Annotated in this window: 17 protein-coding genes and 2 pseudogenes; 9 read left to right on the plus strand and 10 right to left on the minus strand. The window is 45.2% G+C overall.

Annotation, left to right across the window (positions count from 1 at the left end):
- The first annotated feature begins 9 nt into the window (after positions 1–9).
- The gene (locus GXP75_RS04065) at positions 10–1,125 is read left to right on the plus strand and encodes a mandelate racemase/muconate lactonizing enzyme family protein (protein WP_214917997.1); all 1,116 of its coding nucleotides are present in this window, start codon (positions 10–12) and stop codon (positions 1,123–1,125) included.
- A 102-nt stretch (positions 1,126–1,227) separates the two neighbouring features.
- Positions 1,228–1,839, plus strand: a complete 612-nt coding sequence (locus GXP75_RS04070; protein WP_150223645.1) for a YitT family protein — start codon at positions 1,228–1,230, stop codon at positions 1,837–1,839.
- 57 nt (positions 1,840–1,896) lie between these two features.
- On the opposite strand, the gene GXP75_RS04075 is transcribed toward GXP75_RS04070, so the two are convergent.
- Both GXP75_RS04075 and GXP75_RS04080 read right to left on the minus strand, forming a co-directional pair.
- On the minus strand, positions 1,897–2,655 hold the full coding sequence (locus GXP75_RS04075; protein WP_214918003.1) for a phosphosulfolactate synthase: 759 nt from the start codon (positions 2,653–2,655) through the stop codon (positions 1,897–1,899).
- Entirely contained in the window at positions 2,652–3,344 is a 693-nt protein-coding gene (locus GXP75_RS04080) for a 2-phosphosulfolactate phosphatase (RefSeq protein ID WP_242556177.1), read from the minus strand. The genes GXP75_RS04075 and GXP75_RS04080 overlap by 4 nt, the downstream gene beginning before the upstream one ends.
- A gap of 208 nt (positions 3,345–3,552) precedes the next feature.
- On the opposite strand from GXP75_RS04080, the gene GXP75_RS04085 reads away from it, so the two are divergent.
- Genes GXP75_RS04085 through cysC form a run of 3 tightly spaced genes read left to right on the plus strand, consistent with a single transcriptional unit; the run spans position 3,553 to position 6,083 of the window.
- Positions 3,553–4,263, plus strand: a complete 711-nt coding sequence (locus GXP75_RS04085) for a phosphoadenylyl-sulfate reductase (protein WP_242556178.1) — start codon at positions 3,553–3,555, stop codon at positions 4,261–4,263.
- A gap of 55 nt (positions 4,264–4,318) precedes the next feature.
- The gene (gene sat, locus GXP75_RS04090; protein ID WP_242556179.1) at positions 4,319–5,494 is read left to right on the plus strand and encodes a sulfate adenylyltransferase; all 1,176 of its coding nucleotides are present in this window, start codon (positions 4,319–4,321) and stop codon (positions 5,492–5,494) included.
- On the plus strand, positions 5,484–6,083 hold the full coding sequence (gene cysC, locus GXP75_RS04095; RefSeq protein ID WP_242556180.1) for an adenylyl-sulfate kinase: 600 nt from the start codon (positions 5,484–5,486) through the stop codon (positions 6,081–6,083). The genes sat and cysC overlap by 11 nt, the downstream gene beginning before the upstream one ends.
- Before the next feature lie 45 nt (positions 6,084–6,128).
- Here cysC and GXP75_RS04100 read toward each other — a convergent pair whose 3' ends face one another.
- Complete coding sequence (locus GXP75_RS04100) at positions 6,129–6,932, minus strand: alpha/beta fold hydrolase (RefSeq protein ID WP_242556181.1); 804 nt, start codon at positions 6,930–6,932, stop codon at positions 6,129–6,131.
- A gap of 66 nt (positions 6,933–6,998) precedes the next feature.
- Positions 6,999–7,157 carry a hypothetical protein gene (locus GXP75_RS04105; RefSeq protein WP_214918020.1) on the minus strand — a complete coding sequence of 53 codons (159 nt, stop codon included), beginning with the start codon at positions 7,155–7,157 and terminating at the stop codon, positions 6,999–7,001.
- Positions 7,158–7,299: 142 nt separating this feature from the next.
- On the opposite strand from GXP75_RS04105, the gene GXP75_RS04110 reads away from it, so the two are divergent.
- A complete protein-coding gene (locus GXP75_RS04110) occupies positions 7,300–7,938 on the plus strand; it encodes a pentapeptide repeat-containing protein (RefSeq protein ID WP_242556182.1) in 639 nt (212 codons plus the stop codon).
- A gap of 47 nt (positions 7,939–7,985) precedes the next feature.
- On the opposite strand, the pseudogene GXP75_RS04115 reads toward GXP75_RS04110, so the two are convergent.
- Positions 7,986–8,607 (minus strand): annotated as a pseudogene (locus GXP75_RS04115) (aminotransferase class I/II-fold pyridoxal phosphate-dependent enzyme); the annotation flags it as partial.
- Between GXP75_RS04115 and GXP75_RS21570 the strand changes: the two are divergent.
- Both GXP75_RS21570 and GXP75_RS04130 read left to right on the plus strand, forming a co-directional pair.
- Positions 8,606–9,103 (plus strand): annotated as a pseudogene (locus tag GXP75_RS21570) (LysE/ArgO family amino acid transporter); the annotation flags it as partial. The pseudogenes GXP75_RS04115 and GXP75_RS21570 overlap by 2 nt on opposite strands.
- 52 nt (positions 9,104–9,155) lie before the next feature.
- Positions 9,156–9,656 carry a DinB family protein gene (locus GXP75_RS04130; RefSeq protein ID WP_061571186.1) on the plus strand — a complete coding sequence of 167 codons (501 nt, stop codon included), beginning with the start codon at positions 9,156–9,158 and terminating at the stop codon, positions 9,654–9,656.
- Between the two features lie 154 nt (positions 9,657–9,810).
- On the opposite strand, the gene GXP75_RS04135 is transcribed toward GXP75_RS04130, so the two are convergent.
- The 5 genes from GXP75_RS04135 to GXP75_RS04155 all read right to left on the minus strand — a co-directional run bounded on the left by GXP75_RS04135 (position 9,811) and on the right by GXP75_RS04155 (position 14,530).
- A complete protein-coding gene (locus tag GXP75_RS04135; protein WP_241779379.1) occupies positions 9,811–10,101 on the minus strand; it encodes a hypothetical protein in 291 nt (96 codons plus the stop codon).
- 63 nt (positions 10,102–10,164) lie between these two features.
- The gene (iolX, locus tag GXP75_RS04140) at positions 10,165–11,193 is read right to left on the minus strand and encodes a scyllo-inositol 2-dehydrogenase (RefSeq protein WP_242556183.1); all 1,029 of its coding nucleotides are present in this window, start codon (positions 11,191–11,193) and stop codon (positions 10,165–10,167) included.
- 263 nt (positions 11,194–11,456) lie between these two features.
- Positions 11,457–12,491, minus strand: a complete 1,035-nt coding sequence (locus GXP75_RS04145) for a LacI family DNA-binding transcriptional regulator (protein WP_242556184.1) — start codon at positions 12,489–12,491, stop codon at positions 11,457–11,459.
- 105 nt (positions 12,492–12,596) lie between these two features.
- Complete coding sequence (gene cyoE, locus GXP75_RS04150; RefSeq protein WP_242556185.1) at positions 12,597–13,541, minus strand: heme o synthase; 945 nt, start codon at positions 13,539–13,541, stop codon at positions 12,597–12,599.
- 125 nt (positions 13,542–13,666) lie between these two features.
- Entirely contained in the window at positions 13,667–14,530 is an 864-nt protein-coding gene (locus GXP75_RS04155; protein ID WP_003327658.1) for an AraC family transcriptional regulator, read from the minus strand.
- A gap of 123 nt (positions 14,531–14,653) precedes the next feature.
- Here GXP75_RS04155 and GXP75_RS04160 point away from each other — a divergent pair, with 123 nt between their 5' ends.
- Positions 14,654–16,021 (plus strand): MATE family efflux transporter, encoded by a 1,368-nt coding sequence (locus GXP75_RS04160; RefSeq protein ID WP_242556186.1) that lies wholly within the window; start codon positions 14,654–14,656, stop codon positions 16,019–16,021.
- Positions 16,022–16,024: the final 3 nt, after the last annotated feature.

Genomic DNA, 16,024 nt, shown 5'->3' on the forward strand with positions numbered 1-16,024 from the left:
GACAGAGCTTTGAAAATCGAACGCATTGAAACATTCCCGCTTTTCCACCGCTTGGAAGAGCCCTATGGAGATGCAAATGGATATAAGCAATATCGGACGTGTTATCTCATCAGAATCATTACTGACTCCGGGATAGATGGCTGGGGCGAATGCGTAGATTGGCTGCCCGCTTTACATGTCGGATTTACCAACCGTATTATCCCTTACCTTCTTGGAAAACAGGCCGTCTGCCGGCTGCCTTTGGTTCGCACCGTAAAAAAGTGGCATCAGCGAGCGGCATCAGCTGTGAGTATGGCGTTAACCGAGATAGCGGCAAAGGCAGCCAATTGTTCCGTATGTGAATTATGGGGAGGTAGCTACAGGCGGCAAATACCTGTATACGCATCTTTCCAGTCATATTCCGATCATCAGCAGTGGATCAGCAGTTCTCTTCTTCATACTGAAGCAATGCTGAAAAAAGGGTTTAAACAAATAAAAGTAAAAATAGGCGGCAAATCGTTTGAAGAGGATGCCGCCCATATCAAAGCGCTTCAGCATGCATGCGGCGATTCAGTCTCTATTATATTGGATGCCAACCAAAGCTATGATGCGGCAACCGCTTTACTGTGGGAGCGCTATTTTTCACAATGGACGAATATTCTTTGGCTTGAGGAGCCTGTGCCTCTTGATCACATACAAGATAATGCTCTGCTCAGAAGCCGCCTCTCTGTCCCTCTTGCAGGAGGCGAAAATATAAAAGGCGCGAAGCAATTTGTTCCTCTTCTTTCCCAGCGCGGCTTTGATATCATTCAGCCAGATGTCATGCACGTGAATGGAATTGACGAGTTTCGCGATTGTCTGCAGCTCGCCCGTCACTTCGGCGCCAGGGTTTCCCCTCACGCCTATGACGGTGCACTTTCGAGGCTATATGCATTATTTTCACAAGCCTGCCTGCCGCCTTGGTCAAAAATGGAGCACAATCAGATTGAACCGCTTGAATGGGATGTGATGGACAATCCTTTTACAGATCTTGTGCCCCTTCAGCCTGCAAACGGAACGATTGATATCCCTGCCGGAACGGGCATCGGCACAGAAATCAATATGGACTTGATCAATCATTATACATGGGACGGTTCAGCCTATTAGGCTGAACCTCCTATTAGGCTGAACCTCTTTTATTTTGACATAATAAAAGGACAGCCTCATAAAATATAAACAACGGACGAGTCTTTTTCAAAGGAGCGGCTCATGAAAGTAAAAATGATATGTATGATTCTTGCAGGAGGCGTTTTACAAGGGCTTGGCATGTCCTTGTTTTTATTCCCTCATGACATCCCTTCAGGAGGAGCGGCTGGCGTTGCCGTTTTATTCAACTATTTGTTTCATATTCCGCACGGTATTTCGGTTTGGGCTGTGAATGTGTCCATGCTTTTCACCGCCCTGAAATGGCTGGAGATGAGAACGTTTGTCGGAACCCTTGCCTCTATTACAGTCACCTCTGTCTCGGTATTGATTTTCGATTCCGCCTTTCCCGATGTAGCCGCAAATCTTTGGCTTGATTTGGCAGGCGGGTCTCTTTTATTAGGGCTTGGCATCGGCCTTTTATACAAATACAAAATTTCCAACGGGGGTTTTGGCGCCCTCGCGCTCATGATTTCCATCTACCGCGGAGGGAATCCCGGCAATATTCTATTAGCCATAAATTGTGTGATCTTTTTGATTACCGCTTCTATTATTGCCTGGGCCATCGTGCTCCAAGCGCTTATTTGCCAATTAATTTCCACAAGAGTGATTGATGTAATCTATCAAATCCGTTTTGCCTCCCTTCCTCTCTTGACGCCTATGTACCGTAAAAAATGATAATGCAAGGCTCTAAAGGCTCTCCCTTCTGAAACGAGAGCCCTTAAGCCGCTTCTTTTACAGATAGAAAGTATCGGATCGCAATCCCAGCCGCAAGGTTTCTAAAGAAATCACATCTTGAAATGAAATATTGGCCATGTTTACATTAGGACCGGCTTTTTGGATAAAGCCTGTTTGAAGCGTTTTATTTGGGGCTTCAAAAATCAGGTTGTTGATATCAATTCCGGAAGATAAGATATCATCAGTTATCTGAAACCGGATATCCCCATTACTGGAGCACAGGCCTCCTGTTCCGCTCTCTCTTGCTTCCGTTATGACTTTTTCAGAACCGGCTTCTATATCTTCGAAAATAGATTCGATCCACTCTTCCGACCCTTGCTGATTAGATATCACGTTATCCTTGCTTCCCACTTCACTGAATACATTAAATTCACACGAGAAATCTGTAATGTATGCCGCTTTTTCTTTATTGGTTATCGGGATTGTTCCGTTTGATATTTCAATATACTCACAGCCGTATGATGTACAGTACCGATAAAATTCATCGACCTTTTTCTGGCTCGCATATTTTTCAAATAGTGTGCCTCCGAAGAAGTATTTCACGTCATTCTCTTTCAGGCAGCTAATCTTCTCCTCCAAATCTTTCGTAATCAAAGATGTCCCCCAGCCGAATTTGACAAAATCAATATAATCGGCCGCTCCTTCGATTGAATCTTTAAAAAAATGCAGTGGATAGCCATTATCAATTAAAATGGTCAGGCCGGTTTTTCTCGGTTTAATTGTTCTCAATGGCAAATCAAGCGTGAAATGATTCATATTATAACCCTCTCAATCATTGGTACTTCTTTTTTCGGATTGATTTTCATCACAAAATGGCCCGGTATTTCTTTTATACAATAAGTGATATCGTCCGGATCAAACAAAGGATTCTCACGATCGAAAAACTTCTCGGCAACATGAGAGTTTTTGATTCTCATAACGGCTTCAGCGGGTGCGATCGTCTGGTTGCCTTCAATGATGCCTTTGATATATTCGGCGCAGGCCATATCATCATCACCTGTCGGGTGGGAAGCTATGATGTTGATCACGGGCTCTTTTTGCCGGCGGCTAAGTGCAGCGGTATATTCCGCCGTTGTTTTAGCATTCGAAAAACCGGTGACCAGAATGTGTTCCGCCTGTAATGCATGCAATGCCGCGTTTACGCCGTTAGTTGTTTTTTGAATGAGCGTCTTCCCCGCCATATCATGTCCCGCCGCGCGTTTAGGAGAGTTATCTAAATCAAATCCTTTGATCCCGACGCCTTTCACCTCCCCCGTTAATAGATAATCCGGGTATGTTTTTTTTAGATGAAATGCTTCTTTCGTTGTTCTGACTAATAGAATCTTCTTCGCCCCTCCGATAAAAGCATAATGGGCGACGGTGAATGCTCTGATCACATCAATTACGATATTGATGTCTGCCGGAGCGGGCGAATAATCATTTCCCTGATAAATCGTAACCGGCATCCTACCCCTCCTTCAGGCAATAAACATTGCGGTCAAGTCAAAAAAGTATATTCATTAAACCGCCTATTGGTTCCGCTCCTCCCTGCCAATCTATGAAAGATATGTAGTAAAAACCAAGAACATTTAAGGAGAAGGTGAATAGTCTGCCTATAACTTAATCTATAGTTCAGAGAACAAACGAAGCGTTTCAGGAGCGGAGGGAATAAAGTTGCGTGAACACATCACCTATGAAACATGGAGTGACACGGCTGCAAATGATATAACGGCAAAGCTCATCGACGAACTTGATGTTCTGAAATGGGCTTTCCGGACTTATGGGAATCAGATCGTATATGCCTGCAGTTTCGGCGCTGAGGGAATGGTGCTTCTTGATTTGATCTCTAAGATCAATAAAAATGCGCACATTATTTTTTTGGATACAGGACTGCATTTTAAAGAAACGTACGAACTCATTGAAACAGCCAAAAACAAATATCCCGGGTTTATCATTCAGCTTCTCGAGCCCGATCTGAGTGTAGAGGACCAGGAAAAGACATATGGCAGCGAGCTGTGGAAACACAATCCGAATTTGTGCTGCCAAATGCGAAAAATCGAGCCTTTGCAAAAACATCTATCGGGAATGGATGCATGGATTTCAGGGCTGCGACGGGAACAATCATCCGCAAGAAAACATGTCAAATTCATCAACAGAGACCAAAAATTTAAATTAATTAAAATCTGCCCTCTTATTCACTGGACATGGAATGACGTGTGGAATTACATTCAGCTCAACGATCTGCCGTACAACAAGCTGCACGATCAAAATTACCCGAGCATAGGCTGTGAAATGTGTACATTGCCTTCTTCCAATCCGCATGATGAAAGAGCGGGAAGATGGGCCGGGCGCGAAAAAACGGAGTGCGGATTGCATCTGGAGTAATCTAACTCATACAGAAATACTCAAAATGAACCTTAAAAGATGGAGGTTTTACCAAGTGAATGTAAATGAGCCTCATGGAGGCATTTTAATAAACCGGTTGGATCGTAAATGCTCTTTTGAGGATTGTGTATGCGAAGCTGAGCTTGATCAGCTGGCATTAAGCGACCTTGAGCTGATCGCCATTGGAGGGTATAGTCCGTTATCAGGATTTCTAGGGGAGAAAGACTACCAATCTGTTGTGAAAGAAATGCGTTTGGCAGACGGTCTGCCATGGAGTTTGCCGGTCACGCTGCCTGTCAATGAAGAAACCGCAAAGCAGGTGTCCATTGGCGATAAGATTACATTGGTGAAAGATACAGTTATTTATGGAACCCTGACCGTTACCGATATCTATCAGCCGGATAAGATTCAGGAAGCTCTGTCTGTTTTCCAAACGGATGACCCCGCTCACCCAGGCGTTAAAAAATTGCTGGAGCGGCCCGGCACTTATATCGGCGGTCCTATCACCGCAAGCCGCCTGCCTGAAAAAGCGTTTGAACAGTTCTATTGCACCCCGGCCGATACAAGGGCCGCGTTTGATAAACTAGGCTGGAAAACCATCGTCGGCTTCCAAACCCGCAACCCCGTTCACAGAGCGCACGAATATATCCAAAAATCGGCGTTAGAAATAACAGATGGCTTGCTGCTTCATCCGCTTGTCGGAGAAACAAAAGCAGATGATATACCAAGTGATATCAGGATGGAGAGCTATCAAGTATTGCTTGACCATTATTATCCAAAAGACCGCGTGATGTTATCGGTATTCCCGGCGGCTATGCGTTATGCTGGGCCGCGCGAAGCCATTTTCCATGCCCTCGTCCGAAAAAATTACGGGTGTACACATTTTATCGTCGGCCGCGATCACGCGGGTGTCGGCAGCTACTACGGCACGTATGACGCGCAACAGATATTCCAATCATTTACTGAAGAGGAGCTGGGCATAAAGCCGATGTTCTTCGAGCATAGCTTTTATTGCCGAAAATGCGGAAACATGGGCACCTCTAAAACTTGCCCCCACAGCGCGAGAGACCACATTCACTTATCCGGAACAAAAGTAAGAGAACTGCTGCGCCAAGGCAAAAAGCTCCCTAAAGAATTCAGCAGGCCGGAAGTTGCCAATGTCCTGATGAAAGGTCTGCACCAAAAGCCGATTGCCATCCAGCATATAACGGAGGTCCATCATGAGCAATAACCAGCATATCGTCTGGCACCCCACGGCTGTGATGAAGGCTGACAGGCAAAAGTTAAATCGGCACAAAAGCTGTGTTCTTTGGTTTACCGGCTTATCAGGCTCAGGCAAATCCGTGATGGCCAATGCGGTTGATGAAAAGCTGTATGAACGAGGCATTCAAAGCTACGTGCTCGACGGTGACAACATCCGGCACGGTTTGAACCAAGACCTTGGCTTCCGTGCCGAAGACAGAGTAGAAAACATCCGGCGGATCGGAGAGGTCGCAAAGCTCTTTGTAGATAGCGGCCAGATTATCCTAACGGCTTTTATCTCTCCATTCAGAGAAGACCGAAAGATGGTTAAAGAGAAATTTCCTCGAGAAGAATTTTTTGAAATTTATATCAAATGCCCCCTGAATATTTGCGAAGAACGCGATCCTAAAGGGCTTTACAAAAAAGCGAGGAGCGGAGAAATCAAACATTTCACGGGAATCGACTCTCCTTATGAAGCTCCGCTTTCGCCTGATCTGACGATTGAATCAGATAAAATATCCATTGCGGATGCAGCAGACTTGATCATTAATGAACTGCATACTAAAGGAATCATATAAACGTGTGAAAAGAACCCGAATCCTTACATCGGGTTTTTTCGCGCTTTACCTTGAAAACCGCATGATTTCATTATTTAATTTTTCTTTCTCGTCAAAAAAGACCCCATGGCCGCTTTCTTCAAACGGAATTAATTTGGCTTGTTTGATGCCGCGCTTCATTTCTCTGGCGAAATCAAACGGACATACCTTATCCTTGACGCCGTGCATAATGAGAGTCGGCACCTTAATGTCTCCGAGCTCTTTTCTTAAATCCTCGTCTCTTAAAGCTATAGCGGAATGAATCGTGCCATAGGGGGAAGCATTCAAATTCAGCTCCTGAAACCATTGCCTGAATTCCGGCGAGATATGCTTTTCAAAAAATAATTGCCCGAAATCTGCAAGTGCTTTCGGTCGGTCATTTCTGAATTGGACAATCAAGTCGTCGACGTCTTTTTTCAAGAAGCCATACGGGTAATACGGCCGTTTTGTAAACGCAGGCGCTGCGGCTCCCATCAGAATCAGCTTCTTAATATCTGCTTCATCGTGCCTCGACATGTAACGGATGGCGATGGCTCCCCCCATTGAAAATCCGGCGAGCACGGCATCTTCAAGCTGCAAGGTGTATATGACAGCCTTTACATCATCTGCCATCGTGTCATAATCATAGCCGGTCCACGGGCGGTCAGATTTTCCGTAGCCTCTAAAGTCGATGCCGATAAAACGGAAGCCTTTTTTCGGCAGCTCATTCATTTGATACTCATACATCTGATGATTCAACGGCCAGCCATGCAAAAAGACAATCGGCCGGCCCGAACCGATATCTTCCACAAATAATGTCACATGCTCTTCCGTTTGAATGTAATGCCCCATTTTAAAACCTCCTGTCATGTTCCCCAGTGATCATCCGCCGCCCCTTGACGTAAAAGGACCTTCCCATTATGCTTTTAGAAATAAGCGGGACGAACCGCCATTAAACACAGTAAACATACTGATATTCTCGGCCGGTTGAACAGTCAAAGCTTTATCGTTATAAAACTTCGCTCTGTATTCAGCCTGCTTGGAGTTCCCTGTTTTAATGGCCGCTTCCAGCTGCATGGCTGCTGCGGTTAAACTTCACCAGCCTTAAAAGGCGCTCATTTAACTATATGTATCGCATAGCTTTGCAATTTATTATCAAACTCTAAAAAAATGTCTCAGCGGAGTATCTTGCCGCAAGATCAGTAAAGGATGTCATCAGATGAATACAAGCGCCATTCAAAAACCCCGAATTCCGGAAACCCTTACAGCAGCCAGCTTCGACGAGGGGCTGACGCAAGATGATCAACTCGAGATGTGCCTGATTGAAGATTGTTCGATCATTGGGGAAGACATTGAAAGAATATGCGCAGATCAGGTGGTTTTCAGAAACGTGGCATTTATTGATGTCTCATTCCGGAACATTGAATTAACCGATGTGCTGTTTGAAAAGTGCGATCTGTCTAATGCCGATTTTAGCGGCGCTATTATCCATAGAACCGAATGGAGACAGTCAAAGCTGCTAGGAATCAATTTGGCGGAAGCAACCATGCGGAATGTTTTGTTCAGCCAGTGCCCCGCCAATTTCAGTTCGTTCCTTTTTTCTAATATGAAGCAGGTTCGTTTTGATCAATGCTCACTTTTACAATGTGAATGCAATGACGCTGTCTTGCAGCACACACATTTTGATTCGTGTGACTTGGAGGGCGCAAACTTTATCGGGACGTCTCTTCAAAAAATGGACATCAGCAGCTGCAGGTTTGAACAGATTCATGTTTCACTTGAAAAGCTGAAAGGCTGCAAAATAACTCCGCAACAGGCAATCGTATTCGCCAGAGCACTCGGCGCGGTCATTACATAAGAGAAATGAACACAGGGAGCCCCCTTTTTAGTTCGTGTGCTCGGACATCAATTGCCGCGCCGTTTAATGCCCTTCTCGATATTAGGAAGGGCGGCGTATGAATAAGACAGCCACAAGCTTTGCCGGTCATCTGGATCATATACTGAACCGGGATTCAGGAGAACGTTTTTTGCCAGCACCTGGTTAAATAACCGTCTGTAGGGAGCGGCCGATGAAACGTCACCCAAATATAGAAACTGCCTGCGGAAACGTTCCACCGGGCGATATCTCCCGCATATCGCTGCAGAAAACGGAGCGTTGCATCTCTGCTGGCTTTCAGCTCTTTCCTCAGCCACGCAAGATGCTCTTCATAACGAGCTTCTTACAGCCACTTTGCCGAAGCCCACTGGGACAAATCGCTTGAACCTTAATCTGCCTGCATTTTGATATCAGCCAGCCTCTCAATCACCGATTCAGATCCGGTCACCCAGCCGATGCGAAGTCCCGTACTCACCGTCTTGGTAACGTGCCCAGATACAGGACATTTCCTTCCCTATCCGTCGGCTATATTGGAGGCGGCGTCTTTTCTTCAAACCACAAATCTCCGTACACATCGTCCTCAATGATTGGCAGCCGCTCGTTTGTTGTCAGCCGAATCATTTCTTGTCTCCGCTGTTTTGAAAGCACAGTATGGAGCGCTTTTCCCGCCGCCTTAACCGCTTCGATTTGCGACACCCTTTTGATTTGTTCCAGCTGTCGCGGGAGTTTCGGTTGTTGTGCAGCAGATTCCCGTCTTTGAAACGATCATGCTTACGTGCGGATTTTTGTTTCTTGCTTATATGGGCTGGGTGACATGGCACAGCCGGCCGTATCCGGATGAGACGCAAAAGAACGTCAGCGCTAAAAACAAGCCGCATTTGCGGCAGCGATTTCCTTAAATCCGCACGCCATTTTGGACACTGCCGGTGTGATCGGCACCCAATCGCATCAACACACTGGGCTTGATAAATGGTTATATACGCTGTCTTGCATTGCCGTTTCTTGGGTTTGGTTTATCGTCTGGTTTTGGCCGGGCGAATGTTTTAAACACTGGATACGCCGGAGGACTGATGATCGTATTAAATCAATGTTCAGCTTTGGTGATGTAGGGGCTGCAATTTATTTCGGGGCCGTACTGCTGTTTTAAAAAAAGGAAATGCCGAATAAAAAAGAGAATAATAATTGTAAGGGGGAGTCAGATGAATAATATAGAACAGCTTTATCAGTATCACACATGGGCGAACAAACGGATTTTTGAACACATAAAAAGCCTGCCGGCCGACATTGCCAATCAAGAAACAAAGAGTGTTTTTTCTTCCATAAATGAAGTGCTGTTTCACATGTGCCAAACAGATCACCTATGGCTCAGAACGCTTTTAGGAGATTCTTTTCAAGACGCTATTAACGGTCTAAGCCAATTTCAAGGTATTCAGGGGCAACTCGGAGCGATTGAAAATCAGTTTTTGGCTTTAAACGGGCAGTATAACGATTTTTTCACCCGCCAGAAAAACTTGGACCAGCCCTTTTCCATTTATCATGAGCACTACGGCACGCTTGACACCACATACGCAGAAATCATGCAGCATATTGTCAACCACGGTACGTATCATCGCGGGAATATTACGGCGATGCTGCGGCAACTGGGGCATACAGGAATCGCAACTGATTATATCCAATATTTGTATAAATCGAAACAGTAAGACACGCGGCTGGCAATCGTAAGCTAGATTTTCGACTGTCAGCCCGCTATCTGTTTCGTTCACGAACAAGCAAACCGGCCATATATGTTTTTGCCCGTTTGTCATAATCATAAGGACCATAGATTGCCGGGTCCTGTTCCGCTTCAACGATGACCTAGCCGGGCTGTACTGCCTTTGCCGCCAACCCTTTCACAATGGGCAAAAAAATCAAAATCTCCGTTCCCGAGCAGGGCATCGTAAAAACCCCTTTACGGACAGCCTGCCGGAAATCCAGATTTTTTTCTTGAACCTCATAAAAAATGTCCTTTCTTACGTCCTTTACATGCACATATCTGATTCTATTAAAATAGGTTTTCAATACTTCCAGCGGGTCGCGTCTCGTTCCGGAAGATCGTCGCCCAGCTGATCGGAGCAATCCCAAGCGTGACGCCTCCGTTTGAATCATTTTCCACTTTCTCTTCCATCTTTCAAAGCCGGCATTGTCCTGCTGCAAGGGCGCTTTGGTGTGTTACACATACGCTTGAATTTTATCCATATGGATCTTTACAGGTTTGCCGGTTTTGTATGAGTCGGTTGCTGCTATTCCGATTTCTAAATTGATCGTTGCGTCGACCTCGGTGACAAGCGGACGTTTTCCTGTTTGAACGCATTCAGCAAAATGCTGGAGTTCTAAACAATATGCCTCGTGAAAACGAGTTTGAAAATCTGGTATGATCTCATAGTTGCTGCCTGCTGACGTTAGGATCGTCACATTCTGATTTCGCAATGTTCCAACAAATATACTGCCTTCTGTCCCGATAATTTCCGCTCGGATATCATGTCCGTAAGGGGAGGTCCTGCTTGCTTCAACATCACCGGCCGCACCTGAATCAAACTCAAGATAGGTTAACGCTTGATCAACGTCACCGTACTCTTCCATAAACGGATTGTTCAAAATCCGGCCATGTCCGGAAACAGAGGTGATTTCGGCTCCCATCACATAACGAGCAATGTCGTAGTCGTGTATCGAGCAGTCAATAAAAATGCCGCCGCTGTGTTTAATAAACTCCGGAGGGGGTGAACCGCTGTCCCTCGTAAAGCCTTTAAAGTAAATGGGCTTGCCGATTTCTCCGGCGTCTATGCGCCTTTTTGCATCTGCATATGCGGGATCGAATCGCCTCATAAAGCCGACCTGGCAGATGACGCCTGTTGCTTTTACCTTTTCTATCACTTCTTTTGATTCTTCAAGGTTCAGCGTCAACGGCTTCTCAACGAAGATTTGCTTGCCGTGTTCCGCGGCTTTTTTGATCACCTCTGCATGGGTGCTTGTCGGGGTGACAATGATAACGGCGTCAATATTAGGATCTTCCAAAATCACATCCGGATTATCCGTCCATTTTTCCAAGCCGAACTCTTCGGCGACCTGCTCGGCCCTTCCCTTCATAGGGTCACATACGCTGACGAGCTTTGCTCCGCGTACTTCGTTGATGATGTTTCTTGCATGATAGTAACCAAGCCTCCCTAGCCCCAACACCGCGCATCTTACTTGATTTGTCATTGCCAATCAACTCCTTATGTTGTCTGACCCGGCCGCCGAAGCTTTTACATGTGATGATTCCGTCCGGGATTAACCTTGAAGAAAGCGCTTTATAATCTAGATAAAATAAAGTACTGTTTCAGCATCATATGACCGAGTTAACGGTTTTCTTATATTTGCGCAAGCGCTTTCTCAATGAGATGATTTCATTCTATAATGCCTTTTTCCAATTCGCAATATGTTTTTTGTTTTCTCACACATTCATTTTCACAAAAAAAAGACCGCTATGAAAGCCGGACTGGCGGAATTTCTTTTAATCTAGCGGTAGAATGTCTGATGACAAGCTCGGGTGATAACATGATTTTTTGTTTTGCCGTTTTCTTTCCTTTCATTTCATCAACAAGCAGTTCGACGACTAGGCGGCCCATTTCAGGAATCGGCTGAGACATCGTGGTAAGCGGCGGATCGACCACTTCTGCAAGAACGGTATTATCGAATCCGATGATGGACAGATCCTCCGGCACCTTGATTCCCCTTTCTCTCGCTGCCTGAATCGCCGCGCACGCCAAAACGTCGTTAAATGCAAAAATGGCGGTCGGCATGCTTCTATCAAACAATTTGCCCGCTTCTTCTTTCCCGCTTTTCAATGAAAATACTGTTGGGACAAAGAGCGAATCATCAATCGGCACATCCGCCTCCTGCATAGCCTGCCGAAATCCTTTCATCCTGTCTTTTTCACCTGTTGTGGAGCCGTCCCCCATGATGCAGGCGATTTTTTTATGGCCCAAGGACAGCAAATGGTTCGTTGCCACATAGCCGCCGAGAAAATCGTCGATAATGACAATGTCCATCGGAACGAGCGGTTTATCTTGAGAAATCATGGCAAGCGGGATATCATCATTGACGATGTCTTTCAATGCGGACATGCTGTCATGATTTTCAATTCCGGTTGCAAAAATGATACCGTCCACGCTTTTTTGCTTGAGAATTGAGAAGTATTTCGATTCTTTTTTCGAATCATGATCCGTGCTGCAAATAATGATATTGAAACCAAGCTCGTCTGCCCTGTCTTCAATGCTTTTTGCCAGCTCGCCAAAAAAGGGATTCGATATGTCCGGAGTCAGCAGGCCGATAATATTCGAGCGTTTTCCTGTCAGCGCGGAGGCATGCACATTAGGCAGATAATCCATTTCTTTCATGACGGCCATCACCTTCTGCCGGGTTTTCACGCTGATTCTGCCGGTATTGTTAATGACACGCGATACTGTTGTAATGGAGACGCCTGCCGCTTTTGCCACGTCATAAATTGTTTTTTTCATTTTAAATCCCTCATCCGTTCCTTCACCATTTTCGTGTTTCATTATTTTATCAGAAAAGAACAGGGCTGCGGAAGGTGGACGGATCAGGGTATGAGGCATCGTTTATCATTGTACAAAAAAAGCCATGACGAAAGAGTCGATCATCATAATGAAAAACAATATACAAAAATAAAAAAGAGAATAGATAAACATACCCTTTGACCATTGAACATCATCATCCGTTTTAAATCCCTGATAGCTTTTATATATCCATATGAATCCGAGGATTAAGGCAGAAATAAAATAGAGCGGGCTCAAATGATGAAGGCCGACATAAAAGGAAAGCAAAAGTGTAACGGGAACAAGCACTGTAATATAACGGTGTATGCTTATTTTTGTCACATGATTGCCTTTTACAACCGGCAACAGCGGGACGCCTGCCGCTCGATACTCTTCTTTTCGCCTGATGCCGATTGCCCAAAAATGAGGAGGCTGCCATAAGAACATAATGGCGTACAGTACAACTGCTGTCATGTCTATTTGTCCCGCCACAGCGCAATATCCCATCAATGGCGGCGCGGCTCCCGGAAAACTCCCTACAACCGTGCTCCAGACGGACGTTCTTTTAAACCAGATCGTATAAATCACGGCATAGAAAATAAAAGCTAAAAAGCCTAAAACAGCGGTTAACACATTCAGGGCCGCCAGCATCCCCAGTCCGGCTATTCCTAAGAATGTACCAAAAGTGATAATCGAGGCCGCAGACATTTTCCCAGTGACAGATGCCCGATGACGTGTACGGGCCATTTTGGCATCAATCTTTCTGTCAAAATAATTGTTATATACTGTGCCTGAAGCCATAACAAACGCCGTTCCGATCATAGCCGCCAGCATGGTCAAAAAAAACGCGGAACCTGTTAAAGCTTTTTCTGAACTCACATACGCGATCCAAAACCCGCCGAATGCGGCAATTGAGTTTGATATAATAATTCCCGGTTTTACAAGCTTGATATAATCTTTAATTGTGACACGACTTTGCTCAAAACTGAAAACCGTTTCAGATTTATCCACAAATCAGCACCTCCTCTTATCTTTCAGACGAATAGAAACCGCCCTATTCTATCCTACCAAGAGAAGGTGCACATACGAAATGTTTCTATAAAACATTCACTTTATTGTCAAATATTGAAAAGTAACTACTCGATTTTCCGGCTTACAATTTTACGGTATTCAATCGGAGACACGCCTTCAGTCTGTTTGAAGAGCTTTGAAAAATAAGTCGGGTCCTCCATTCCGATGGTTTCCGCGATAACCCCCATTTTGTCATTTGTTGAAGACAGCAGGCGCTTCGCCTCTGTCATTCTCACCTTGTTTGTATATTGGCCCGGAGTTACTCCGAGCACTTGCTGCATACAGCGGGTCACGTAATCCTGATGATAGTGGAGCGCGTAAGAGAGGTCCTTTATCGTCACCCGCTCTTTATAATGCTCTTGCAAGTATCTGGCGGCGTCCCATGCGACCCGCTCTTTAGCTGACGGAATCTGAAATGACTCTTTTTGGAGATGCAGCAAAAGCTCTTCGAACAGGATTTGCTTGCGAAGCGGCAAATCCGAGTTTTCAGCAGTGTAATCCATTAAGCTGTCAAATTGTTTTTCCATAAATAGCGGACGCTGCACCTTTCCTTTGCGAGGCAAGGCCAGGCGGTAGCGGGCCGGCTCTTCAAAGCTGCCTTTTTCCTGCAGCAGCTCCGCCCAATTGTTCCCGCCTTTTTGCGTGAATTCATACCCTTTTTCGTCGAAATGAAGCCAATAATAGGAAGTATTTTCTTCACAGCCCCTTGAACCGAAATGCTCCAAGCCGGGCGACAGCAAAATATATTCGCCTCCTCCCACCGAGAAGGTCTGGTCATTTTCTGTTATATATAAGGTTCCTTGTTTTACATAGATAAGATCAAATACGGAAAAAATTCGTCTCGCATGCATTTCGCCTTTTTTAAAAACACCTTCACCGGCTGCGATAAAGACCGGAAAAGGCGGCACTGTAAACATGATGCGCGGCACTTTTTTCATCCTCCTTTTTAAGTCGGATTATTGCAAGAAGTTTCGGCTCTCTCCCTTTTTATTATAAGGAAATGGCGGTACACTTTAAAACGTTGATTTTTTTAAAAAGAAAGGGGTAGCGCTATGAAACAGGCTGTCTTACGTCAAACTGCATTGAAACAACCTGCTGATCAAAAACTCTCATTATTTTCGCTGACTTGGCCGATATTTATTGAGGTTTCATTATATATGTTTATGGGGAATGCCGACACTCTGATGCTCAGTCAATATTCCGATAACAGCGTGGCTGCGGTCGGTGTGAGCAACCAGATTTTGAATTTAATTATCGTGATGTTCAGCTTTATCGCTACAGGAACGACTATCATTATTTCTCAATTTTTGGGCTCAAAGCGAAAGAAAGAAGCGATAGAGGTCGCTTACGTATCCATCGGGGCTAACTTTGTTATCAGTCTCGTCATCAGCGCCGCTGTGTTTATGGCAGCCGTTCCGATGCTGCATATGATGGGGCTGACCAATGACCTGATGCCCGATGCGAAAATCTTTTTACAAGTTGTCGGAGGCCTTTCGTTTATTCAGGCGTTAATCATGACGTTCAGTGCGATTTTAAAGAGCTACGGCTATACAAAAGATACAATGTTTGTCACCATCGGCATGAACGTTTTAAATATTGCCGGTAACTTTCTCGTCATTTTCGGGCCGTTCGGATTGCCTGTTCTCGGCGTGGCCGGCGTGGCCATGTCAACATCCATCGCCCGCGTCATCGGATTAATTGCTATGATCGTAATTGTTAATAAACGCATCAATCTAACGTTGACATTGAAAAAAGTGTTTCACGTGCATAAAGAGCATTTGCGCAAGCTGCTGAAAATCGGAATTCCTTCTGCCGGGGAGCAGCTTTCCTACAACATTTCACAAATGGTGATTACCTATTTTATCGCCATTATGGGCGCACAGGCCCTCACTACAAAAGTATACACACAAAACATCACAATGTTTATCCTGCTGTTTGGGACCGCCATCAGTCAAGGAACACAGATTTTAATCGGCCGTTATATCGGAGCCAAACAATTTGACGATGCCTATGACCGCTGTATGAAAAGCCTGTATTGGGCGCTCGGAATCGCTGCGGGAACTTCAGTTATCATGTCTCTGTTTTCCAAACAGCTCATCGGCATCTTCAGCCAGAACCCTGATATTATCGCAACAGCAAGCATGCTGATTGTCATGACGATTATTCTTGAACCCGGCCGTTCATTTAATGTCATCATCATCAACTCCTTGCGTGCTGCTGGTGATGCAAAGTTTCCGGTCTACATGGCGATGATTTCAATGTGGGGCATCGGACTTCCGCTCGCGTATCTTTTCGGCATCCATTTAGGATTCGGCCTAGCCGGCGTTTGGATTTCCTTTATCGCAGATGAATGGATCAGAGGAATTTTAATGTACAGAAGATGGCGCTCCCGAATTTGGATTCAAAAAGGAATAGCATAAATC

This window comes from Bacillus sp. HU-1818 (genome assembly GCF_022695965.1).
Classification (GTDB): domain Bacteria; phylum Bacillota; class Bacilli; order Bacillales; family Bacillaceae; genus Bacillus; species Bacillus atrophaeus.

Excerpts from the sequence above, each read along its gene's own strand:
- GXP75_RS04070 (WP_150223645.1), top strand. The coding sequence starts at position 1,228 with ATGAAAGTAAAAATGATATGTATGATTCTTGCAGGAGGCGTTTTACAA.
- GXP75_RS04075 (WP_214918003.1), bottom strand. The coding sequence starts at position 2,655 with ATGAATCATTTCACGCTTGATTTGCCATTGAGAACAATTAAACCGAGA.
- GXP75_RS04080 (WP_242556177.1), bottom strand. The coding sequence starts at position 3,344 with ATGCCGGTTACGATTTATCAGGGAAATGATTATTCGCCCGCTCCGGCA.
- cysC (WP_242556180.1), top strand. The coding sequence starts at position 5,484 with ATGAGCAATAACCAGCATATCGTCTGGCACCCCACGGCTGTGATGAAG.
- GXP75_RS04100 (WP_242556181.1), bottom strand. The coding sequence starts at position 6,932 with ATGGGGCATTACATTCAAACGGAAGAGCATGTGACATTATTTGTGGAA.
- GXP75_RS04105 (WP_214918020.1), bottom strand. The coding sequence starts at position 7,157 with ATGCAGCTGGAAGCGGCCATTAAAACAGGGAACTCCAAGCAGGCTGAA.
- GXP75_RS04110 (WP_242556182.1), top strand. The coding sequence starts at position 7,300 with ATGAATACAAGCGCCATTCAAAAACCCCGAATTCCGGAAACCCTTACA.
- GXP75_RS04130 (WP_061571186.1), top strand. The coding sequence starts at position 9,156 with ATGAATAATATAGAACAGCTTTATCAGTATCACACATGGGCGAACAAA.
- GXP75_RS04135 (WP_241779379.1), bottom strand. The coding sequence starts at position 10,101 with ATGATTCAAACGGAGGCGTCACGCTTGGGATTGCTCCGATCAGCTGGG.
- iolX (WP_242556183.1), bottom strand. The coding sequence starts at position 11,193 with ATGACAAATCAAGTAAGATGCGCGGTGTTGGGGCTAGGGAGGCTTGGT.
- GXP75_RS04145 (WP_242556184.1), bottom strand. The coding sequence starts at position 12,491 with ATGAAAAAAACAATTTATGACGTGGCAAAAGCGGCAGGCGTCTCCATT.
- GXP75_RS04160 (WP_242556186.1), top strand. The coding sequence starts at position 14,654 with ATGAAACAGGCTGTCTTACGTCAAACTGCATTGAAACAACCTGCTGAT.